Origin of the sequence: Delftia sp. WSY_12 (genome assembly GCF_043104645.1) — a bacterium.
In the GTDB taxonomy this organism is placed as follows: Bacteria; Pseudomonadota; Gammaproteobacteria; order Burkholderiales; family Burkholderiaceae_C; genus Comamonas; species Comamonas tsuruhatensis.
The window spans coordinates 178,449-198,392 of the sequence record NZ_JBICKW010000034.1; the positions used below are offsets into that span (position 1 = coordinate 178,449).

General features: G+C 63.6%; 20 protein-coding genes and 1 tRNA gene. 14 read left to right on the forward strand and 7 right to left on the reverse strand.

What is annotated here, in order from left to right:
• Window positions 1-177: 177 nt before the first annotated feature.
• Together ACF8LI_RS21075 and ACF8LI_RS21080 are read left to right on the forward strand one after the other, a co-directional pair.
• Window positions 178-2,475 (forward strand): NADP-dependent malic enzyme, encoded by a 2,298-nt coding sequence (locus ACF8LI_RS21075; protein WP_012204029.1) that lies wholly within the window; start codon window positions 178-180, stop codon window positions 2,473-2,475.
• A 114-nt stretch (window positions 2,476-2,589) separates the two neighbouring features.
• Window positions 2,590-2,677: transfer RNA gene (locus tag ACF8LI_RS21080), tRNA-Ser, on the forward strand.
• On the opposite strand, the gene ACF8LI_RS21085 is transcribed toward ACF8LI_RS21080, so the two are convergent.
• A complete protein-coding gene (locus ACF8LI_RS21085; RefSeq protein WP_392412826.1) occupies window positions 2,663-2,974 on the reverse strand; it encodes a hypothetical protein in 312 nt (103 codons plus the stop codon). The two genes, ACF8LI_RS21080 and ACF8LI_RS21085, sit on opposite strands and share 15 nt — an antisense overlap.
• 281 nt (window positions 2,975-3,255) lie before the next feature.
• Between ACF8LI_RS21085 and ACF8LI_RS21090 the strand changes: the two genes are divergently transcribed.
• The 10 genes from ACF8LI_RS21090 (at window position 3,256) to ACF8LI_RS21135 (ending at window position 10,134) form a co-directional block, all read left to right on the forward strand.
• Window positions 3,256-3,612 (forward strand): hypothetical protein, encoded by a 357-nt coding sequence (locus tag ACF8LI_RS21090; RefSeq protein ID WP_392412827.1) that lies wholly within the window; start codon window positions 3,256-3,258, stop codon window positions 3,610-3,612.
• The gene (locus ACF8LI_RS21095) at window positions 3,609-3,830 is read left to right on the forward strand and encodes a hypothetical protein (protein ID WP_392412829.1); all 222 of its coding nucleotides are present in this window, start codon (window positions 3,609-3,611) and stop codon (window positions 3,828-3,830) included. Before ACF8LI_RS21090 ends, ACF8LI_RS21095 begins: the two co-directional genes overlap by 4 nt.
• Window positions 3,831-4,238: 408 nt before the next feature.
• Window positions 4,239-5,345: a replication initiation factor domain-containing protein gene (locus ACF8LI_RS21100; RefSeq protein ID WP_392412831.1), complete on the forward strand. Its 1,107-nt coding sequence runs from the start codon at window positions 4,239-4,241 to the stop codon at window positions 5,343-5,345.
• A 20-nt stretch (window positions 5,346-5,365) separates the two neighbouring features.
• On the forward strand, window positions 5,366-5,686 hold the full coding sequence (locus ACF8LI_RS21105; protein ID WP_197942720.1) for a hypothetical protein: 321 nt from the start codon (window positions 5,366-5,368) through the stop codon (window positions 5,684-5,686).
• A 178-nt stretch (window positions 5,687-5,864) separates the two neighbouring features.
• Window positions 5,865-6,236, forward strand: a complete 372-nt coding sequence (locus ACF8LI_RS21110; protein ID WP_392412833.1) for a major capsid protein — start codon at window positions 5,865-5,867, stop codon at window positions 6,234-6,236.
• A gap of 121 nt (window positions 6,237-6,357) precedes the next feature.
• Window positions 6,358-6,711, forward strand: coding sequence for a hypothetical protein (locus ACF8LI_RS21115; RefSeq protein ID WP_392412834.1), 354 nt, complete (start codon window positions 6,358-6,360; stop codon window positions 6,709-6,711).
• A 36-nt stretch (window positions 6,712-6,747) separates the two neighbouring features.
• Window positions 6,748-8,043 (forward strand): IgG-binding virulence factor TspB family protein, encoded by a 1,296-nt coding sequence (locus ACF8LI_RS21120; protein ID WP_392412835.1) that lies wholly within the window; start codon window positions 6,748-6,750, stop codon window positions 8,041-8,043.
• Window positions 8,044-8,334: a DUF2523 domain-containing protein gene (locus ACF8LI_RS21125; protein ID WP_392412837.1), complete on the forward strand. Its 291-nt coding sequence runs from the start codon at window positions 8,044-8,046 to the stop codon at window positions 8,332-8,334.
• A complete protein-coding gene (locus ACF8LI_RS21130) occupies window positions 8,335-9,360 on the forward strand; it encodes a zonular occludens toxin family protein (RefSeq protein WP_392412839.1) in 1,026 nt (341 codons plus the stop codon). It abuts the gene before it with no gap.
• 201 nt (window positions 9,361-9,561) lie between these two features.
• Window positions 9,562-10,134 carry a recombinase family protein gene (locus tag ACF8LI_RS21135; RefSeq protein WP_197942714.1) on the forward strand — a complete coding sequence of 191 codons (573 nt, stop codon included), beginning with the start codon at window positions 9,562-9,564 and terminating at the stop codon, window positions 10,132-10,134.
• Window positions 10,135-10,280: 146 nt separating this feature from the next.
• On the opposite strand, the gene ACF8LI_RS21140 is transcribed toward ACF8LI_RS21135, so the two are convergent.
• From ACF8LI_RS21140 to ACF8LI_RS21160, 5 genes are all read right to left on the reverse strand, one after another.
• The gene (locus ACF8LI_RS21140; protein ID WP_047325899.1) at window positions 10,281-11,258 is read right to left on the reverse strand and encodes a VOC family protein; all 978 of its coding nucleotides are present in this window, start codon (window positions 11,256-11,258) and stop codon (window positions 10,281-10,283) included.
• Between the two features lie 76 nt (window positions 11,259-11,334).
• Window positions 11,335-12,171 (reverse strand): fumarylacetoacetate hydrolase family protein, encoded by an 837-nt coding sequence (locus tag ACF8LI_RS21145; protein ID WP_016449792.1) that lies wholly within the window; start codon window positions 12,169-12,171, stop codon window positions 11,335-11,337.
• A gap of 77 nt (window positions 12,172-12,248) precedes the next feature.
• Window positions 12,249-13,373, reverse strand: coding sequence for a porin (locus ACF8LI_RS21150; RefSeq protein ID WP_392412842.1), 1,125 nt, complete (start codon window positions 13,371-13,373; stop codon window positions 12,249-12,251).
• A 145-nt stretch (window positions 13,374-13,518) separates the two neighbouring features.
• Window positions 13,519-15,207, reverse strand: coding sequence for an FAD-dependent monooxygenase (locus ACF8LI_RS21155; protein WP_392412844.1), 1,689 nt, complete (start codon window positions 15,205-15,207; stop codon window positions 13,519-13,521).
• A gap of 16 nt (window positions 15,208-15,223) precedes the next feature.
• Window positions 15,224-16,192 (reverse strand): tripartite tricarboxylate transporter substrate binding protein, encoded by a 969-nt coding sequence (locus ACF8LI_RS21160; RefSeq protein WP_047325902.1) that lies wholly within the window; start codon window positions 16,190-16,192, stop codon window positions 15,224-15,226.
• Between the two features lie 226 nt (window positions 16,193-16,418).
• Here ACF8LI_RS21160 and ACF8LI_RS21165 point away from each other — a divergent pair, with 226 nt between their 5' ends.
• Window positions 16,419-17,336: a LysR substrate-binding domain-containing protein gene (locus ACF8LI_RS21165; protein ID WP_047325903.1), complete on the forward strand. Its 918-nt coding sequence runs from the start codon at window positions 16,419-16,421 to the stop codon at window positions 17,334-17,336.
• Window positions 17,337-17,587: 251 nt separating this feature from the next.
• Window positions 17,588-19,060: a glycosyltransferase family 39 protein gene (locus ACF8LI_RS21170; RefSeq protein ID WP_047217830.1), complete on the forward strand. Its 1,473-nt coding sequence runs from the start codon at window positions 17,588-17,590 to the stop codon at window positions 19,058-19,060.
• A gap of 211 nt (window positions 19,061-19,271) precedes the next feature.
• On the opposite strand, the gene ACF8LI_RS21175 is transcribed toward ACF8LI_RS21170, so the two are convergent.
• Window positions 19,272-19,931: a TetR/AcrR family transcriptional regulator gene (locus ACF8LI_RS21175; protein ID WP_013803729.1), complete on the reverse strand. Its 660-nt coding sequence runs from the start codon at window positions 19,929-19,931 to the stop codon at window positions 19,272-19,274.
• Between the last annotated feature and the right edge of the window lie 13 nt (window positions 19,932-19,944).

Sequence of the window (19,944 nt, forward strand, 5' to 3'; positions counted from 1 at the left end):
TGCCCGCCCTGGCGGGCACGCCCAACAACCGCCCGGCCTACCCGCCGGGCCGTGCGCCCCCTGCCGTCCATAGGCGCCAGGGGGCTTGTTGTCGAAATCCCTGAGGCAAAACTGTCCTGACCCTCATAGGCTGTAGCTATCCGGTAAGCTCCGAGAGCATTTGCAGAGAATTCCTGTATGACCCAAAACCTGTCCAACGCCGAACAAGCCCTGCGCGACGCAGCCCGCGAATACCATCGCAGCCCCAACAAGGGCAAGATCTCCGTCACGCCCACCAAGCCCTTGTCCAACCAGCGCGACCTGTCGCTGGCCTATTCGCCCGGCGTGGCCTACCCCTGCCTGGACATCCAGGCCGACCCCTCGCTGGCCGCCGAATACACGGCGCGCGGCAACCTGGTCGGCGTCATCACCAACGGCACGGCCGTGCTGGGCCTGGGTGACATCGGCCCGCTGGCCGGCAAGCCGGTGATGGAAGGCAAGGGCTGCCTGTTCAAGAAGTTCGCCGGCGTCGACGTGTTCGACATCGAACTGGCCGAGCGCGATCCGGACAAGCTGATCGAGATCATCGCCTCGCTCGAACCCACGCTGGGCGGCATCAACCTCGAGGACATCAAGGCGCCCGAGTGCTTCTACATCGAGCAGGAACTGTCCAAGCGCATGAACATCCCCGTGTTCCATGACGACCAGCACGGCACGGCCATCATCTCCAGCGCCGCCCTGCTCAACGGGCTGGAGCTGGTGGACAAGCAGATCGGCAACGTCAAGATCGCCGTCTCCGGCGCCGGCGCCGCCGCCATCGCCTGCGTGAACGTGATGGTGGGACTGGGCGTCAAGCGCGAAAACGTCTTCATGTGCGACTCCAAGGGCGTGATCTACGAAGGCCGCCCCGGTGGCCTGGACGCCTCCAAGGCCCAGTACGCGCAAAAGACGGACGCCCGCACCCTGGCCGATGCCGTCAAGGACGCCGACGTCTTCCTGGGCTGCTCGGCGCCCGGCGTGCTCACTGCCGACATGGTCAAGACCATGGCCGACAAGCCCATCATCCTGGCCCTGGCCAACCCCGAACCCGAGATCCGCCCTGAGCTGGCCAAGGCCGTGCGCCCGGACTGCATCATGGCCACGGGCCGTTCGGACTACCCCAACCAGGTCAACAACGTCCTGTGCTTCCCCTACATCTTCCGTGGCGCGCTGGACTGCGGCGCCACCAAGATCACCGAAGCCATGAAGCTGGCCTGCGTGCGCGAAATCGCCGCACTGGCCAAGCAGGACGTCAGCGATGAAGTCGCCGCCGCCTACCAGGGCAAGGAGCTGAAGTTCGGCCCCGACTACCTGATCCCCACGCCCTTCGACACCCGCCTGATCCTGCGCATCGCGCCGGCCGTGGCCAAGGCCGCCGAAGAGTCCGGCGTCGCCACCCGCCCCATCGCCGACTACGACGCCTACCGCGAGAGCCTGACCCGCTTCGTCTACCAGACCAGCATGTTCATGCGTCCCGTGTTCGCCGCCGCCAAGGCCAACCAGCAGCGCGTGGCCTATGCCGAAGGCGAAGACGAGCGCGTGCTGCGCGCCGCCCAGGTCGCCGTCGATGACGGCCTGGCCAAGCCCATCCTGATCGGCCGCCCCGCCGTGATCGAGGCCCGCATCGCCAAGGCCGGCCTGCGCCTGGTGCTGGGCAAGGACGTGGAGATCTGCAACCCCGAGGACGATCCGCGCTTCCGCCAGTACTGGGAAACCTACCACCGCCTGATGGGCCGCAACGGCGTCACGCCCGAGACCGCCAAGGCCGCCGTGCGCCGCTCCAACACGCTGATCGCCGCGCTCATGGTCCACCTGGGCGATGCCGACGCCATGCTCTGCGGCCTGGTCGGCAAGTTCGACAGCCACCTGGCCCATGTGCGCGACGTGCTCGGCCTCAAGCAAGGCGCTGGCGAGTTCGCCACCGTCAACGCCGTGATGCTGGACAGCGGCACGCTGTTCATCGCCGACACCTACATCAACGAGGCGCCCAACGCCACCGAGCTGGCCGACATCGCCCGCCTGGCGGCCGAGGAAGTGGCCCGCTTCGGCCTGCCGCCCAAGGTGGCCTTCCTGTCGCACAGCAACTACGGCTCGTCCAGCCGCCCCTCGGCGCTGAAGATGCGCGCTGCGCGCGACCTGTTCGCCGCCGCCAACCCCGACGTGGAATGCGATGGCGAAATGCACGGCGACTCCGCCCTGTCCGAAGCCATCCGCGACCGCGCCCTGCTCGAGTCCTCGCTGCACGGCGAGGCCAACGTGCTGATCTGCCCCAACCTGGACGCCGCGAACATCCTGTTCAACGTGCTCAAGACCACGGGCGGCCACGGCACGACCATCGGCCCCATCCTGCTGGGCGGTGCTGCCGCAGCCCATGTGCTGACCCCCTCCGCCACCGTGCGCCGCGTGGTCAACATGACGGCCCTGGCCGCAGCCCAGGCCATCGCTGCCCGCGGCTGATCCGCTGCGCCCCCCGAAAGGCGCCCCTGCGAAGGGGCGCCTTTTTGATTGCGGGTCGTGCATCGGCACGCATCCCTCGGGACCCACGCAAGCCCGGCTAGAATACGGAGCTTCGGAGACTTGGGTGAGCGGTTTAAACCAGCAGTCTTGAAAACTGCCGACGGGCAACCGTCCGTGAGTTCGAATCTCACAGTCTCCGCCAGTCAACAGCAGGAAACGCCGCCAGCATGGTCTTGAAGCCATCGGCGGCTTTTTTTTCGTCCTCGTTGTCTGACGTCTCCAGGTCCTCCACCATCGATGCCATGAAGGCATGTGCAGGGTCCTCGCCCAAAATGGCGCGTAGCTTTCCTCTCACACGCCAGTTGACATGGCGTTTCCCCTGCTTCATCTGAGTGATGTTGCTCTTGGGCATCCCCAGTAGCTCTGCAAGCCTTACTTGGTTGCCAGCCACGGCTGCGGCCTTGTCGATCAGCAAATTTATTTCTTCTTGAGTTGCCATTTTGCTTACTCCGGTTTATGATGCAGTTACCAAATTGCTTACTGTACCAATTTGGTAATTCTTGCACAGAGTCGGTCGCGCCCTTCGGGGCTACAGCCAGAAGCATCGACGGGCTCCGTGTAGGTCAAGCAAGCGAACTACATCCCGAGTCTGAACAAGGCGTTCCCAGGGGTGGCGGCCTAGGCCGTTGGCGTCATGCGCTATGCATGTGAAAGAGCCCACGTTTCAAGGTTCCTTGCTGGTTGCAGTTTTGTCCTGGTCGTTAACTCATGGAGCCACCCATGCCAGCTACGCAGCTTGTTTTTCCCGAGATTGAATGCAGCCCCGTCGTGTCCAGGCCCGCCCTGGCTCTGGTGGCTCAGAGCAGCGATGAGGGCTGCACCGGGAACGAAAAGCGCAAGGGTCGTGCAGCAGCCCACGCCGACTCTGCAGCCCGCAAGGCTGCGTACAGGGCTGCAAAGGCCCGCGTTGACTACACAGACAAGCCCGAGATCATTGCCAAGCTGAAGGAGACGGCTGCCGAGCTGGACTGCTCGGTAAACGAGCTGCTGCAGAGCATGGTCCGCTTTGCGGAGTGCAACCGCAATTGGAAGCAGGTGGGCCTCTACGGTGCGCGCCGTGATGGGGCGCTTCAATGAGCGACTTCATCGCATCGCGTCAGGATCTGCGCATTCGCGCTCAGGCTGCCATTTCGCGCCCCGTCCCGAAAAGCATTGCGCAGGCTGATGTTGTGTCCGTCCGCGCATACAAGGATTGCATTGCGCAGGTCACGCAGTTCGCGCGCACCGGTCGTTATGCAGACCGCAGCGCGGCCGCTCTGTACCGACTTGAGGCCATGCAGGGGGTGCGCCAATGACCGCGATCCAAGCGGCCCCCTGTCCTGGAGACAACCGGGGACCCGCTTGCCGACCTTGTGTCGGCCCTGCGGGGCTGGGGGTATGGGGGTGCAGACCCCCCATGTCAACCGTCGTGCAACACGTGCCCGTCGTCATCGTCGCGGCTACTCGTTCTCCCGCGCAAGGGATCGTTACCCGATTGGGCCAAGACCCGCTTGCGGGGCTTGGTGGCGAAGCCATAGAGCCCGGTCCCGAAGGGATGCGCCCTGCCTCGTTTGCCGCTGGAAATTGCGATGCAGGGGCCTTGTGCGATGCCGCTGCGGCCGCGGTGACATGCAGCTTTAGCGCAGGCGCTGCGGCCGCAGCGGCACGTCTTCATACCCCCCCGAGTAACACGGGGGTAAACAAAGTTCAGGGCGCGGGGCGTTATGAATAACGAAGAAAAATTGGTCATTGAAGGCGGTCGCGTCAAGCTGCTGTGCGAACGTCGCCAGCTGGCGGCTAAGGCTCAAAGCGGCGTCATCGTTGACTACCTGCGATTCACCATCAAGCGTGATTTGATCCCTGACACCAAGCGTATCCCGCGCGAGTCTGAGGACCGTGACCTAGTCAAGTACTACGCGCTGATATTCGCAAACCTGCTGGGCTTCGAGCTGGGCATAGAACGTCCTGGTCGTGACTACTACGATCACACGTACACGGTCGATAACGAAAACGGTCACGAAGTGGCCAGCGTCAGCGCAGGCGGCGATAGCCAGCGCGGCACCATCTGTTTCACGCTCAAGGGTGAGGGCTGCACGCATGCCCGTCCAGGCTGGGAAAAGCGTGTCCACGACTACTTCGCGGACATGGTGCCGACCATCACCCGCATCGATGCGGCAAAGGATTTTTTCGCGGGCGAAGTGACCATTGAAGAGGTCGTGGGCCTCTACAAAGACCACAAATTCAGCTACCGCAAGCGCATGCCCAAGTACACCACTCATGGGGCTTGGGAGCTTGGCAGCACCGTCGATGACATCCCGCTGCACGGTCACAGTCGCACATTCCAAGTGGGCAAACGCGAGTCCGGGAAGCTTGCCCGCTTCTACGAAAAAGATCACCAGTACGGCAATTTCGCGGGGTCCTGGCTGCGCGCTGAACTGGAGCTTCGCAATGCTGGCCGTGTCATCCCCTGGGATGCTGTCGTCAACGCGGCAGAGTACTACGCAGGGGGCTATGAGGCTCTCAAATTGCTCTGTGATCGGGATACAGGAACGGTCATTCCAACAAGCGTCAAAACCGGCGAAGCATCAGCGGACAAGTTTGTCCGGTGGATCGTTCGCACTGTGGCGCCAAGTCTCGCGCAGATCACAAAAATCATGCCGGATGAGGACTGGCTGCACGGCATCGTGCTGGATCAAGCGCACCGAAAAGTGCCTCGCAGCTTGCGCGGCCTGAGTCTGCAATCCATGTCGCACGGGGTCACTGAGGCCCTGAGCAAATTCACCCAATTCATGAATCCCGCCGTACCGGCCGGCGTGGGTCTTTTGCAATAAGCCGGATCAAAGGAAACAACATGCGATTCAATCAAACCATCCAGGTCGTGGGCATGAAGGCCAGCAAAGGCACGCTCGAAAACGGCACGGCATACGACAGCACCAAGGTCTATGCCCTGATTGACCTGGACACGTCCAAGGGCAACGCCAAGGGTGCATCTGCAACTGAGTTCAACCTCGGTACAGCGGCGGAATTTGATGCGTACAAGCACCTCCCGTTTCCCTTCGTGGCCGATGTGGAAATGGAGATGGTCAGCAATGGCAAGACCATGAAAACCGTTATGCACAAGCTCACCCCGAAGGCGGTTGCAGGCGGCGGCAAGTCGGCTGCGGCTACCTAACTATTGGCCGTTAGAGATCGCATTACGTTCCCGGGAACACGTATGCAAATCTCAACACGCTACTACGTGCAGTCGACTGACGACTATATGTTCCTGCGCGCTGATGGTGAGGGCGGTGTGGACTTCACGCCGCTCGTCATCAATGCAACTCCATTCGCGACGCCTGAGGCGGCTGTGGATGCTGTTCACGATCACTGCGGCGGTGAGGCTGTCGTGTTCCGTTGCTATCAATTGGAAAAGGGCTAGCGAGCGGTTTCCGCAAGCCTCGCGTGCGGGGTTTGCTGGTGCTGATTCGCAGCATCGTTTCTCTTTTCAACTGGAGTTTTATATGTTCGAAAAAACCTTCTCCGTTGCCCGCAAGTACGGCACTCGCGTTGCTGCTGTGCCTGCTGTGGCCATCATGGCTATGGGCAATGCTCATGCTGTGCTGCCTACCGAAGTCGAGACCGCTCTCGGGTCGCTGTCTACTGACGCCCTGAAGGTCGCGGGTATCGTGCTGGCGGCCATCGTGGCCGTCTACGCATTCAAGTTCATCCGCAAGGGGCTGTAATGCAACTGATAGTGCCGCTGTTGATTGAAATGGGCGTCAATGCCGCATGGGTATCTGCAGCGGTGCTATCTGCCCGTGTCGCTTTGTTTGCTCACCGTTTTATTAGGTCGCGGAGTTTGTAATGCCTTCGTTTCAAGTGGGTTCTGCTTGCTACCCGACTCAGATCCAGGCTGCCCAAGTTGTTGCCAGTTCTCAGGTTGGCAGCATCGTGCAGCAAGGCGGATCGGCTCATGTTGTTGAGATGAGGTCCATAAATCCAACCTCTATCACATATGGCCTTAGACCTGTCTCTGGTGGTCCTCTGATTGAAGTGGTGAGCACTTTTGAGGCTCAGCCGTGCGGTTTGCTCCAGGCCGCTGATGGCCTTGCGCTTGGCTGGATGGTCGGTGGGGTCTGGATCGTCGTTTATGGATTGATGTTTATTGCACGCACTGTCTTCCATGTTGGTGACGGGGGTAATGATGGCAACACCTGAGTTTTACGCTGCCTTTATTGGCGTTCTGGGGGCTGTATGGCTGATTTGCGGGCGTTGGTAATAGCTGTATCGGCTTTCTTTTCCGGTGTTGCGCATGCTGGGTATGCGCAGTTGGCCCCGCCTACTGGCTGGTCTCCTGGCAGTGGCTTGGCTTCGGGCGCTGGTGGCGCCTTCAATTTTCCTAATGCTGCTAATAGTGCGCAGCTTGTCAATGGCACGGTGCGCACTAATGCTTCTTTGAATGTTGGCGGACGTGCCGTCAGTATTCCGGCCACAGTGCGCTTTGCTGCGAATGCGCCTCGGGTCGCTTCTGCGTTGATTTTCATGAATCCGACTCTCAGGCTTGCGGCGTCTGTCGCTATGTGGCTAGGAGTGGGGCAAATCATTTGGGATATTGCTGAAAAGAAATGGAAAGTCAAAGATGACACAGTTAATACTGGTCGCTTTGAGTACCGTGTAAATAATATTGGTGTTGATACTGGTTGGGTCGGTGAATTCGAGACAGCTTGCAATAAATGGGCGTCGGGTCTTTCTGGTAGGCCCGGGTATCAGAGTGTTGTTATTATTCGGTACCTTCCAAATGATTTGGTTTGCCATTACAGGGCTGTATACAATAACAGTGCGTTTGAGGATGGTATTTATGTAAGTCGCCGGGATAATCCTAACGCTGGCGCAGAGGCTAAATGGCGCCCTATTGGTGAAGAGGAATTTGATGAGATAATTAGGCGTAGTCCTATGCCTGAGACTATGCCTCGGGATTTGCCAGAGCCGTTGCCCATTGAATTTCCGCAAATTCAGCCGACTTTTATTCCTACAGGCAATCCGGTCCCTAACCCTAACTTTGATCCATCTCAGCAGGTTGGTCCGGGTAATCAGCCTTGGAATCAGCCGGGCGTCAGGGTCGTTCCGGCTCCTGTCCCTGGGAGTCCGTGGCAAGTCGATGTGCAGCCGGTTGATAGGCCCGTTGTCTCCCCTGATCCTGACCCCAATCCCAAGCCTGATGGTGAGGGGAATCCCGACGATAAGCCAAAGGAAAAGGACCCCGGTTTATGCGAGATGTATCCTGATATCGTTGCATGTCAGAAGCTGGGCAATATCGATGCTAAGGAGTTGCCAAAGAAAACAGTCTCTATGTCCATCGACAAGGAAAACATTGGTCCCGAAAACGGCACTTGCCCGGCTCCAAGGCAATTTGAAATCATGGGTAAGCAAATGGCGTTTCAATGGGATTTGCTCTGTGATTTTGCAAATGGGATAAGGCCTCTGTTAATCGGGTTTGCTTGGCTATCGGCTGCATTGGCTTTCGTTGGCTTAACAAGGCGGGGTGATTAAATGGAAGGTATCGCGCAATGGCTCGCTAGCATATCGTGGCCTTTAGTCTCCCGTGTGCTTGTGTCGCTTGGATTTGGTTACACGACTTATGAAGGGGCTGATGCCGCGCTTACGTCTGCTATCGATGCAGCTAAGGGTGCCTTTGTTGGTCTAGGCGCCGAAGTCCTGCAGTTGCTTGCAATGGCTGGATTCTTTGATGCCATGTCGATTACGAGCGGCGGTATCGTTTCCGGTCTCGCCTGGATGGTCATGAAGCGATTTGCTCTGCAGACAACGGGACAGGGTGCTTAAATGCTCACGCTTATTACTGGAAATCCTGGGACCGGTAAGAGCGCTGCTCTGGTCGCCATGCTGGATGAGCTCGGTAAAGATCGTCAGCTATATGTGAATGGCATTCCCGAATTGCTCATTCCGCATATCGAATTGACAGAGCCTGAGAAGTGGCATGAAACGGTGCCTGATGGTTCCGTCATCATCATTGATGAGGTTCAGCGCATTTGGCGTCCGTCTGGTCCTGGTCAGAAGGTACCTGACATGATTGCGTTGCTTGAAACGCACCGGCATCGCGGGCTTGATTTCTACATCATTACACAGGGACCGAATCTCATTCATGCCAATGTGCGCGCCTTGATTGGTCGCCATGTGCATTTGCGCGATCTCGGTATTCTTGGTCGCTGGTGGTATGAGTGGCCTGAGTGTGCTGACAATTGCCGTACTGGATGGAAAAACGCTCCGATTAAGAAGCGTTATAGGCTGCCTAAAAGCGTCTTCGGAAAATACAAAAGCGCGAGTATCCATGTTAAGCCTGTGCGCTCGTTCCCGTGGATGCTTGTTGTTATGGTCCTGGCTCTTGTCACGGTGTTTGTAATGTCCTGGTTTGCGTATAGGGCTGTTAATGCTCGTTTGCATCCTGTCGCGCCTGAGCCAGTTTCTGCTATTCCTAATGCTGCGTCTGGGCCTTCTCGGCAGGATTCTTCAGTTGCTCCTGTCTCGTCCCCTGTTGTTGCTCCTGATGAGCGTGTCGCATTTATTCCAAGGCTTTCAGATCGCCCTTGGACTGCTCCCGCATATGACGAAATTCGGCGAGTCGTTGCGATGCCTCTGATTACTGGCGCGATGTGCATCAATGACCATTGCGTGTGTTTCAATGGTTCTCGCCGGTTGCTCGATGTGAGTAGTGTTGCCTGTGACGAATGGCGCATCCAGCGGCCATTTAATCCTTACGATGCGGAGTCGGTCCTCGTTGACGGCGATGGCGTTTCGGATCGTACTGGATCGAGTGATGGTCAAAGCGTTCCTGTTCCCGGCGCGACTTGAGTAGTGGTGGGTTCTTTTTTCTGAAAAGCTTTTTAAGCCATCTGAGCATGTTTCCTCCTAGCGTGTCGCTTATGTCGTGGATTGCTTCCCTGAATTTCGTTCCCGGTCTTATTGTGCTCGCGTGGGTTACTTGTTGTTTGGGTTAGTGCTGGCTGCTGCGCCGCATAGCATCTGTACGTACATACAGTATGGGGGTGTTTTATGTTGGTAGGCTATGCTCGCGTGTCTACGCAGGATCAGGATACAGCACTACAGCTTGAGGCAATGCGTGCTGCTGGCGTTGTCCGGGTGTTCGAGGAAAAGGCAAGCGGTGCGAAAATTGATCGTCCAGTCCTCTGGGAGTGTCTCGGAGCCTTGCGGTCCGGTGACCAATTCGTCTTCTATAAGTTGGATCGTGTCGCTCGATCCCTGTCTGACTTGCTGAGGATCGTTGACTGTGTGGAGCGCGCGGGGGCGTCAATAAGGTCGCTTACTGAGCCCATCGATACCGGTTCGCCAGCTGGCAGACTGATGCTTCAGATTCTGGGAGCGATGGCGGAGTTTGAGCGCACCTTGATCCGGGAGCGGACGATTGCGGGCCAGCGCGAGGCTGCGGCTCGTGGTGTTCGTATGGGGCGGGCGCTGTCTGTTGACAACGCAACGGCCGCTGCAATCGTCGATGCGTATCAATCTGGTCTATACACGTTGAAGGGCGTAGGGCAGCGATTTGGTGTGTCGGAGTCTGTTGTCAAGCGTCTTGTTTACAAGAAGACCAAGCCTGACTATCGCTCGTAGCAGCATGGCAACGTTGTCCGAAAGGGACAGTCTCCGCCAGATCCTTGTATCAACCGACAGGCGGCCAAAGAGCCGGCCCTGTTGCACAGCGCCCCGATGCCGCAAGGCAGCGGGGCGTTCCTGCGTCTGGGGCATTGGCGGGCGCCTCAGCGTGGCGGCTCGTGGTTGGTGACGAAGTCGGCGGGCACGTCCGGCCCCCAGACGTAGAGCGAATCCTCGGGAGGATGGTCGGCCGCAGGCCACACCGCGCCCGCCTCGACAAAGTCGATGTCGCAGGAGTACTCGGCGAAGCTGCCCCAGGGATCGCGCACATAGCGAAAGAAGTTGGAGCCCAGCACATGCCTGCCCACGCCCCAGCCCTGCGCATAGCCCGCCTCGGCCATCTGCCGGGCGCCGCTGCCCACGGCGTCGACAGAAGGCACGCACCAGCTGCTGTGGTGCAGGCCGGGTCCATGCGATGCGGCCAGTGCCAGCAGGTGGTGGTCGCTGCCGTGCGGGCTGTGAAGGAAGGCGATGACCGAGCCCGAGCGGTCCGAGAGCCTGAGTCCCAGCACCTCGGTGTAGAACGCCAGCGCGGCATCCACGTCGGCGCAGAACAAAAGCACATGCGACAGGTGCAGCGGCCGGATCTGCGGCATGAGGCTGCGAGCCGGCGCGCGGCCGGCATTGCGGCAGGCCGGCGGCAGCACGTGCGGTGCGGGCGCCGACGGAGAGCTCTTGGCGGCTGCACGCAACTGGATGGGCACCCCGTCGGGGCTGGCGATCCAGATACCGTCGGTCTGCGCACCGGCCGGCGCAGGAATGCGTGCGATCCCCGCGCCGTCGATCCGGTGCGAGAAGGCATCGAGATCGGCCGCATGGATGCCCAGGCTCAGCCACTGCAGCCTCTTGTGCGTTGCGGCCTCCAGCACCCGCGCCCAGCGGTGGGGATGCCCGTAGGTGTGCAGCGCCAGCGCGCCGTCGATGTCGCGCACCTCGAGCCCGAAACTGGCGTAGAAATGCCGCGCCGCTTCGAGATCGGGCACGCTGAAGACAAACTCATCGATCGAATGCACGGCCGGCTGCCCGGCCGTGCCGGACGGCGTTCCAGGTGTCGTTCCAGATGGCGTGGGAAGGCTGTTCATGGTGTCCCCTCCTTTGCATGTTCACTGTGCGAAGACCGGCGGACGCCGCCACGCGGCCGGTGGGCGGGCGAGGCCATCACCGCACCCGCTGGAGCTGCCGCCCAAGAACCCCGCCGTCCAGCGTCATGACATCGCCGGACTTCAGGAAGCGGGGCGGCTTCATGCCCAGGCCGACACCTGCCGGCGTGCCGGTGATGACAAGGTCGCCGGGCAGCAGCGTCATGAACTGGCTCAGATAGGACACGAGACAGGCCACCGGAAAAATCATGTCTGCCGTGCTGCTGCGCTGCATGACCTCGCCATTGACGGACAGCGTCAGTTCGATGGCCTGGGGGTCGGGCAGCTCGTCGGCCGTGACCAGCCACGGCCCGACCGGGCCGAAGCCATCGAAGCTCTTGCCCTTGCCCCACTGGCCGTTGCGCTTGATCTGCCAGTCACGCTCGGAGATGTCGTTGGCCAGCAGGTAGCCGGCCACATGCGCGAGCGCACCTTCCACGGGGATGCGGCTTGCGCGCGTGCCGATCACAAAGCCCAGTTCGATCTCCCAGTCGGTGGCAACCGACGCTTCGGGCAGGCGCACCTCGTCGTCCGGCCCGGCCAGCGATGAAAGCGCCTTGTGAAAGACCACGGGCTCCTTCGGAATGTCGAGACCCGACTCCTCGGCATGCCGCCGGTAGTTGAGCCCGATGGCAACGAACTGGCGCGTGCCGGCGACAGGGGGCCCCAGGCGGCTGCCTTGCGCCACCAGCGGCAACCGCTGCAGATCGACGGCGGCCAGCGCGGCCAGCCTGCCGGGCGCCATCCACTCGGGCGTGAAATCGGGCACCAGGTCCGACAGGTCGCGCGCCTGGCCTTGGGAATCGATGGCGCCGGGCTTCTCGCAGCCGCTGGCGCCGTGGCGTATCAGTTTCATGGTCTGTCTCCTGGGACGGGAAGTGGAAAGTGGGAAGGAAATGGATCGAGACGCGGACCCTGCATGCGGGTGGAGCCTCAGAAGCTATGCCGCACGCCGGCAGCGAAGCCGTTCTGCGAACGCCCGGTGGCGGGCGCGGCGCCTGGCGCCGCATTGCTGACCGACAGCGCAAGTGCTCCCTCGTTGGACAGATGCCCTGCGGTCGCATACAGCGTGGTGCGCTTGGACAGCGAATACCGGGCCCGCAGGGCAAAGAGCCGGGCCCCGTCGTCGCTTCGCCTGAAACGCAGATCCAAGGCCTGCGCATCGAGGGTCAGGGCCGGTGTGGCGGCGACACTGGCGCCCAGGTACCAGAGATCGCTGCGTGGCGCGTCGGGACGGCCGTCGTTGTGGCGGGCAATGACCCCGGCACCGAGCTTCCAAGCCCCCCAGCGCACCCATCCCGCGGCGGTGGAGCGACGGTCCTTGCGCGCGCTGCTGGTCAGGCCTGCGAAGGCGCCGGGGCCTCCACGGATTTCATCGACGGCCAGCGCGATGCCCCAGGCCTTGGCCTCGTACTTGAGCATTGCCGACCATTGCCGGCAGGCGCTGGAGTCGCCCGGCTGCTCGCCGGGGCAGTTGGTTCCCGCGGGACCGGGGCCCGCATTGACGGCATCACGGCCCAGGCTGTAGGTTGCGCCGACGGTGAAGCCGCCAAGGCCGGCGCGCCACGCAAGCGCGTTGTCCGCGCGCGCATTGGGCAGGTAGCTGTCCAGCGATGCCGCGCCGTAGGCATTCGGGCCGAGGATGTCCGCATCGAGCTGGGACCAGTACAGCATGGTGTACTGGCGCCCCAGTGTGAGGCTGCCCCAGTCGCCGGACAGGCCGACGAAGGCCTGGCGCCCCCAGGCGCGCCCGCCCTGGTTCAGCACGCCCGCGTCGAGCGCCAGGCCCTGCTCCATCGTGAACAGGGCCCGCAGGCCGCCGCCCAGGTCCTCCGAGCCGCGCAGGCCGATGCGCGACGGCACGCTGCCGGTGAGGCCCGGTATGCGGTTCAGCGAAGCGCCTCCCTGGCCCACATCGGTCAGGTGCTCGACGGATGCATCGAGCAGGCCATAGAGCGTGACGCCCTGGGCCAGGGCGGGTGCCGAGGGCACGGCAGCGGCACCGGCCAGGCATAGCGCGGATAGCGCGGCGCGAACAGGAAAGGAGGGATGTGGCATGTTGTCTCCTGAAAGTGATGGATGTCGGCAAGGACGGCGAAAGCGCAGACTCAGGCGCAGGCCGGCGTCCCCCGGCCGGACTGGCCAGGGTCAGGAACGCGAAAGGCCGGACGGCCCGGGGGGCAGGCGGCCGGATGGGCCGGGGCTAGCCGGGCCCCACCGGCGGGGTGCGATGGCCCAGCGCCAGCGCCAGGACCTCGGTCGGCGGCGCCGCACCGTCGCCGCGCCAGGCGATGTGGTGGTCCGGGCGGATCAGGACGCGGTCGGCGCCATACAGCGCACGCGTCTGCCCGTCTTCGCTCCTCACCACATCCAGCCGGATGCCGTATTGCGCAGCAGCCTGCCTCCAGGGCTCCAGCCCGTACGGGCCGTCCGGGCCGTCCGGGCCGTCCGGGCCGAATGCGAGCAGTGTGAAATCGCGTCCGAAGTCATCGAGCAGGGACCGGTCCGGCCCCGTTGCCACATGCGGAGCGCGCGTGCCGGGATAACCTCCAGGCAGGTAGCGGTTGGGCTCGTCCGGCGGGGGCTCGGCCAACTCCCGGGCGACGACGGGGCTGTCGGCATAGCGCAGGCCCAGTTGCAGCCCCGGGATGTTGAACTCGCGTGCCACATGCTCCGAAAGTGCCTGCCCGAGCGCATGGCGGGCGCTGTCGCCCTCGGGCCCCTCCTGCTCCACTGCGGCCGTGACCGGCAGGCATCCGATGCTGTCGGCCATGCTGCGTGCAAAACGGGTGTTGCGCTGGGCGATCGGCCGCCGCTCGGCCTCATAGCTGTCCAGCAGCGCCGGGCCGGCCGCCCCCTGGATGGCCGCCGCCAGCTTCCAGCCCAGGTTCACGACGTCGTCCACGCTGGTGTTGTAGCCCATGCCGCCCGTGGGCGTGAACAGGTGCGCCGCATCGCCGGCGATGAACATCCTGCCGTGCCGCAGGCGCTCGGCCACCAGGGCATAGCCCGCGTTCCAGGGGGTCAGCGCGATCAGCTCGTGCGCAAAAGGCCGGCCGACGACGGCCTGCAGCGCCTGCTGCGGATGGAAATCGGCAGGCTGGGTGCCTTGGGGCAACTGCACGATCAGCACGAACCGGTCCACGCCGTCGATGGCGCACAGCAGGCCGCGCTGCCCGGGACCGACGGCCCAGTACTGCCAGGCCCTGGGCTTGCCGATCAGCCCGTACAGACCGGGAGCCCGGAAGTAGATGGACATCATCTGGCCGCCCAGGAAGTCCCGCCGCTCGCTGCCATGGCCTGCGTAGACGACGCCCATGGCCTGGCGGACCAGGCTGCGCGGCCCGTCGCAGCCGACCACATAGGCGGCCTGCAGCAACTCGGTACGGCCCGTGTCCGGCTCGCGGCATTCGATCTGGACTGCGCAACCGGTGTCCCGCACCGCCTCGGCCCTCAGGCCAAAACGCAGCACGGCGCTGGCATGGCGTTCGGCCTGCGCCCTGAGCACGGGCTCGATGAACATCTGCTGCGCCCGATGCGGCAGCTCGGGCGTGGGCCAGGCCTGTTCCCCGTAGTCGCCATAGGCCGTGCCCGAGGCGGCCTCCTCGGCCGAGGGAATGCGAAAGCGCGCCAGCTCGGGCCCCGTGAGCCGCGTGCAATAGACGATGTCCTGGGGGTGCGAGGGCGGCAGGCCCAGCCTGCGCACCTGATCGGCAAAGCCCCGGCGGCGGTAATGCTCCATGGTCCGGGACGAGGTGGCATTGGCCTTGGGCAGCGTCGGCGGCCCGCTGCGCTCCTCGATCAGCACGCACGGTATGTCCCTGCAGCCCAGCTCGATGGCCAGCATCAGACCCGCAGGCCCTCCTCCGATGATCGCAACTTCGGTCTTCATGGCGTCTCCCCGGGGCTCAATCGACGGTCACCTTGACGCGGCGCAGCACTTGGGCATAGCGCTCGCGGTCGGCCTGCATGAGGTCAGCGACCTGCCTTGCGGGGCCGATGCTGGTGAAGAAGCCAAAACCGGCCAGGCGATCCCTGACGTCAGGCGCGGACAGGGCCCGGTTCACCGCCTCGTTGATGCGCTCGGCGACGGCCGGCGCCGTGCCCTTGGGCGCCATGAGCGCAACCCAGGTCAGCGCATCGATGCCGGCCGGACCACCGGCCTCCTGCACGGTCGGCACATCGGGCAGCGCCGGGGAACGCTGGCTGTCCGCCACGGCAAGAAAGCGCAGCTTGCCGGCCTGCTGCAGGGGGCCGGACGTCGCAATGCTGCCGTAAGCCCAGTCCACCTCGCCCGTCGACACGGCGGCGTACAGCTGCGAAGTCTCCTTGTAGGGGACATGCATCATTTCGACACCCATGGCGGTCGCGGCCCGGGCCGCGCCCAGATGCAGCGGCCCGCCCACCGCATTGGAGCCATAGGTCATGCCGGGCCTGCGCCGCGCCGCCGCCATCAGTTCGGCCAGGCTGTGGAACGGGCTTTGCGCGCCGACCACCACGAAGAAGGCGGTCTTGTAGAGCAGCGCCACCGGCGTCAGCTCGCTTTGCGGGTCATAGGCCAGCTTGCGCAAGACCAGCGGATTGATGGACAAGTGGCCTACGTCCACCACCACCAGGTCGTTGCCCGTGGGCGGCGCGTTCTTCATCGCATTGATGGCCACCACGCCGGCCCCACCCGGCCTGGGGTCGACGACGACCGGCTGCCTCCATTGCGCCGAGAGCTTGTCGGCGACCAGCCGGGCCACCACGTCGGGGCCGCTGCCCGCGGGAAAGGCGCTGGTGATGCGCACCGTTCCGCCGGCGGCCGTCTGCGCGGCGACGGAGCCCGCCGCCAGGGTTGCCAGCGCACAGGCGCCGGCCCATTTCCTCATGCTCATGCTGCTTGTCTCCTATGGGTCGCCGGGCTGCGCCGACGTTATGGAGGGCATGCTAGGTCTGGCAGGCCGGCTGCGGCAGAGGGCAGAAACGCCTCAGCGATGCATGGCTGTTATCACTGGAGCGTTCCGCAGCGGCTCAGGCGCGGCGGAGCCCGCGTGCACGGCCCCTGCGGGAAATCCCCTGGCCTTGGCGCGCTCGGAAACGGGCATAAACACGCTCCGACCGATGCCCAAACTTCATCACCTTCGCAATTTCGTCGCCATTGCCCGGGCACGCAGCCTGCGCAGCGCCGCCCGCAGCCTGGGCCTGACCCAGCCGGCACTGACGCGCAGCGTGCGCGAGCTGGAAGCCGAGCTCGGCGTGGCGCTGTTCCAGCGCCATGCGCGCGGGGTATCGCTGACCGTGGCGGGAGAGCGATTCCTGCTGCGCGCGCAGGCCGCGCTCGAGGAACTGCGTCGCGGCAGCGAGGAGGCCGCCCAGGCGCGCGGCGAAATGCAGGGCCATGTCGCCGTCGCTCTGTCCAGCGCCCCCGTGCTGTCGCTGCTGGCCCGCGCCTATGCCCAGTTCCGGCGCGACTGGCCGGATGTGCACCTGCGTTTCGTCGAAGGCCTGTTCCCGGCCGTCGAGCCGGCGCTGCGCGACGGCCGGCTGGACTTCTATCTGGGCCCCCGGCCCGAGAGGCAATTGAGCGCCAGCTACCAGGTGGCCCTGGTTCACCGCAACGAGCGTGTCGTGCTGGCCCGCCGCGGCCATCCGCTGCGCACCGCCGGCAGCCTGCAGGCGTTGCTGGAGGCGGACTGGATCGTCACCGGCCTGCGCGAGCGCCGCGAGGAAGAGTTCGAGGAGCAGTTCTCCGCGCTCGGCCTGCGCAGCCCGCGCGTGGTGACGGTCGCCGAATCGTTGATGGCCCTGCTGGCGCTGCTGGCCAGCAGCGACGCCCTCGCCTTCTTGCCGCGCCAGTGGGCCGATACGCCCCTCTTCAACGGTGTGCTGGAGCCCATTGCCGTGCGCGAGAACCTGATGGCACCCGACATCGTGCAGGTCACGCGTGCTGCGTTGCCTCTGACGCCCGCCGCGGAACGCCTGTCGATGCTGCTGCTGCGCGCGGCAGTCCACGACTTCGGCGAGCCGGCCGGCGCCTGAGCCGCGGCCGGCGTCTCCACAATATCTTCATACAATCTTTACATTGCATTGACCAGGCAGACATATTCTGCCGGACTCATAGCGCCTCGCGTAAGCCAAGAGTCCGTAGCCAACGCTGAAGCTCCCGTTCGACCGCCTTCCTGGGAATTTCCCCTGTGCCAGCGCACTTGTCATCGCCGCTGGCATTTCCTATGACCCATCCCGTCCCCTCACAAGCAGCGAGCACGATCACGCGAAGCGCTCCGCTGGCCATGCCCGCACCGTCGCTTTCCCTGGACATCAAGGTCCTCATTGGCCTCCTTCTCTTTACGGTGGTCTGGCTGCTGCAGATCGACAGCTCCAGCCTCACGGCACCCAAGGACAACCTCGAGCAGCTGACCTGGGTGCACAGCCTGGAGTGGGGCTACTACAAGCATCCACCGCTGCCGACCTGGATGTTCTCGGTGCCGGTCAATGTGTTCGGACTGTCTGCCCGCACCAGCTATGTGACGGGCGCGCTTTTCACGCTGGCCGGCCTGTTTGTCTTCTGGAAGCTGATGCAGACCTTGCGCGGCAGCCGCCATGCCACGCTGGCCCTGCTGGCGGCCCTGTGCATCACCTACTACAACGAGCGGCTGCACTTCTTCAACCATGAAGTGGTGCTGATGCCCTTCTTCGTGGCCAGTGCCCTGCTGGTGTGGCGTGCGGTGGGCAGCAGGCAACTGCACTGGTGGGCGGCCCTGGGCTGCTGCCTGGGCCTGGGCGCACTGGCCAAGTACCAGATGATCCTGGCCGCCGTGGCGGTATTCCTGTTCTGGCTGGCGTCAGGCGCCTGGCGCGAGCGGGTCCATGTCATCGGCCTGGCCCTGGCCGCTGCCATTTCGCTGGCCATCATCTCGCCGCACCTGTACTGGCTGTTCCTGAACGACTTCGGCCCCATCCGCTATGCCACCGAATCCTCGCTGGGCGCCAGCCTGGGCGGCGGCGCAAGACTGCTCAATACCTTGCACTGGCTGGCCGACCAGCTGTTCAACCGCGCATTGCTGGCCTGGGTGCTGCTGGGACTGGTGATGGCATTGCACCGCCGCAGCCGCCTTGCGCCGCAGGACACACCGCAGCGTCCCGGGACAGCCGATGCATCGCGCGCGCTGATCCTGTGCTTTGGCCTCACGCCCATCGTGCTGACCTGCGCCATCGGCATCTTTGCGGGCTCGTCGCTGCAGCTGCACTGGGGCACGCCCTTTCTGCTGCTGGCCGTTCCCGTCGCCATGGAGCTGGCCGGTGCCAGGCTGCAGCCGTCGCGCATATCGATCACCACCGCCATCAAGTGCTTCGTGGCGCTTCAACTGGCCTTGCTGCTCGTGGCCCAGATGACCTCGGCGCGCAGTGAACTGCGGCTTAACAGCCGGCACTGGAGAAACTTCGATTCAAAGGCCTTGAGCCAGGCGCTTGCCGAACCCGCGCGCGAGGCACTGGGAGGCGACATCCGCGTGATCTCAGGCCCCACGGCCGAGGCCAAGGCCCTGGCCCTGAAGCTGCGCGAAAAGCCGCTGGTGCTGATCGATGGCCGCATGGACATCAGCCCCTGGATTTCCCAGCACATGGTGGATGCCTGCGGCGTGCTGCATCTGCAGCTGGCGGCATCGCCGCCGCCCGGCCACCAGCCGGTGGGCGAAGGCTTTCCCTCCCTCTTCTGGCGTGTCACCCCGCCGCAGGAGGATGCGGGCAACTGCGTCGAAAGCTGAACGAATACGCTGCTTGCCGGCCGCGCCTGTCGGCATTGCACGATTCCAGTGCTGAGAATCTCCACCGTGCCCATGAAATCCCCTTGCGAAGAACTCATGGACATGCTGGGCCAGCCCTATGACGCCGGCGAAGTGGCCCGACTGCTTGGCCCATTCGATCCGGAGGTCTTCGCGCCCTGAGGACCTGGCGGCCAAATCGCTCCTTGCATCCTCAACCCAGGGCAGGCGCTCGCAGATACCCCATCAGCACCTGCACGATGCCATCCTCCAGGGCCTGGGGGGTGAACATGGCAGGCGGATCGATGACGGCGGCATGCACCAGGGACTCCATGGTCTGCAGCAGCATCCAGGTGGCCAGGTCCAGATCGCGGTGGGCGAGCTGACTGCGGTGCAGCTCCAGGAGCTGGCGCACCTGGCGGAAGATGCCGCCGTCGGCCGCGCTTTGCTCGCGCGGCGCGTCGAAGAAGGGGAACTCCTTTTCCAGCACCCGGTGCAGATCGGGCTCGACCCGGTGCGCCGCCAGCAGCGCGCGGACCATGGCCTGCACATGGCCTTGCAGGCCCTGCGGCCGCTCTGCCGCAAGCACGGCGGCAATGGCCGCGTACATCTGCGCGGCGTGGCGCTCGTGCAAGGCCGTGATCAGCGAGTCCTTGTTGGGAAAGTACTGGTAGAGCGAACCCACGCTCACGCCTGCGCGCTCGGCCACCAGATTGGTGTTGGTGGCGGCATAGCCGCGCTCGGCCAGAACGCGAGCCGCAGCTTCCAGAATGGCCTCGACCGTGGCAAGGGAACGCGCCTGCCGTGGCTGCTTGCGGGGCTGGGGCGGCTGGCGCTGCGCCGCCTGCGAATGCGAGTTTTCAATGCGAGCCATGGCTCATATTCTC

Coding starts and splice junctions, on each gene's coding strand:
- ACF8LI_RS21170 (WP_047217830.1), top strand. CDS start 17,588: ATGCCCGCACCGTCGCTTTCCCTGGACATCAAGGTCCTCATTGGCCTC.
- ACF8LI_RS21125 (WP_392412837.1), top strand. CDS start 8,044: ATGGAAGGTATCGCGCAATGGCTCGCTAGCATATCGTGGCCTTTAGTC.
- ACF8LI_RS21120 (WP_392412835.1), top strand. CDS start 6,748: ATGGCTGATTTGCGGGCGTTGGTAATAGCTGTATCGGCTTTCTTTTCC.
- ACF8LI_RS21115 (WP_392412834.1), top strand. CDS start 6,358: ATGCCTTCGTTTCAAGTGGGTTCTGCTTGCTACCCGACTCAGATCCAG.
- ACF8LI_RS21145 (WP_016449792.1), bottom strand. CDS start 12,171: ATGAAACTGATACGCCACGGCGCCAGCGGCTGCGAGAAGCCCGGCGCC.
- ACF8LI_RS21150 (WP_392412842.1), bottom strand. CDS start 13,373: ATGCCACATCCCTCCTTTCCTGTTCGCGCCGCGCTATCCGCGCTATGC.
- ACF8LI_RS21165 (WP_047325903.1), top strand. CDS start 16,419: ATGCCCAAACTTCATCACCTTCGCAATTTCGTCGCCATTGCCCGGGCA.
- ACF8LI_RS21155 (WP_392412844.1), bottom strand. CDS start 15,207: ATGAAGACCGAAGTTGCGATCATCGGAGGAGGGCCTGCGGGTCTGATG.
- ACF8LI_RS21100 (WP_392412831.1), top strand. CDS start 4,239: ATGAATAACGAAGAAAAATTGGTCATTGAAGGCGGTCGCGTCAAGCTG.
- ACF8LI_RS21085 (WP_392412826.1), bottom strand. CDS start 2,974: ATGGCAACTCAAGAAGAAATAAATTTGCTGATCGACAAGGCCGCAGCC.
- ACF8LI_RS21135 (WP_197942714.1), top strand. CDS start 9,562: ATGTTGGTAGGCTATGCTCGCGTGTCTACGCAGGATCAGGATACAGCA.
- ACF8LI_RS21160 (WP_047325902.1), bottom strand. CDS start 16,192: ATGAGCATGAGGAAATGGGCCGGCGCCTGTGCGCTGGCAACCCTGGCG.
- ACF8LI_RS21110 (WP_392412833.1), top strand. CDS start 5,865: ATGCTGTTCACGATCACTGCGGCGGTGAGGCTGTCGTGTTCCGTTGCT.
- ACF8LI_RS21075 (WP_012204029.1), top strand. CDS start 178: ATGACCCAAAACCTGTCCAACGCCGAACAAGCCCTGCGCGACGCAGCC.
- ACF8LI_RS21175 (WP_013803729.1), bottom strand. CDS start 19,931: ATGGCTCGCATTGAAAACTCGCATTCGCAGGCGGCGCAGCGCCAGCCG.
- ACF8LI_RS21140 (WP_047325899.1), bottom strand. CDS start 11,258: ATGAACAGCCTTCCCACGCCATCTGGAACGACACCTGGAACGCCGTCC.
- ACF8LI_RS21105 (WP_197942720.1), top strand. CDS start 5,366: ATGCGATTCAATCAAACCATCCAGGTCGTGGGCATGAAGGCCAGCAAA.
- ACF8LI_RS21130 (WP_392412839.1), top strand. CDS start 8,335: ATGCTCACGCTTATTACTGGAAATCCTGGGACCGGTAAGAGCGCTGCT.
- ACF8LI_RS21090 (WP_392412827.1), top strand. CDS start 3,256: ATGCCAGCTACGCAGCTTGTTTTTCCCGAGATTGAATGCAGCCCCGTC.
- ACF8LI_RS21095 (WP_392412829.1), top strand. CDS start 3,609: ATGAGCGACTTCATCGCATCGCGTCAGGATCTGCGCATTCGCGCTCAG.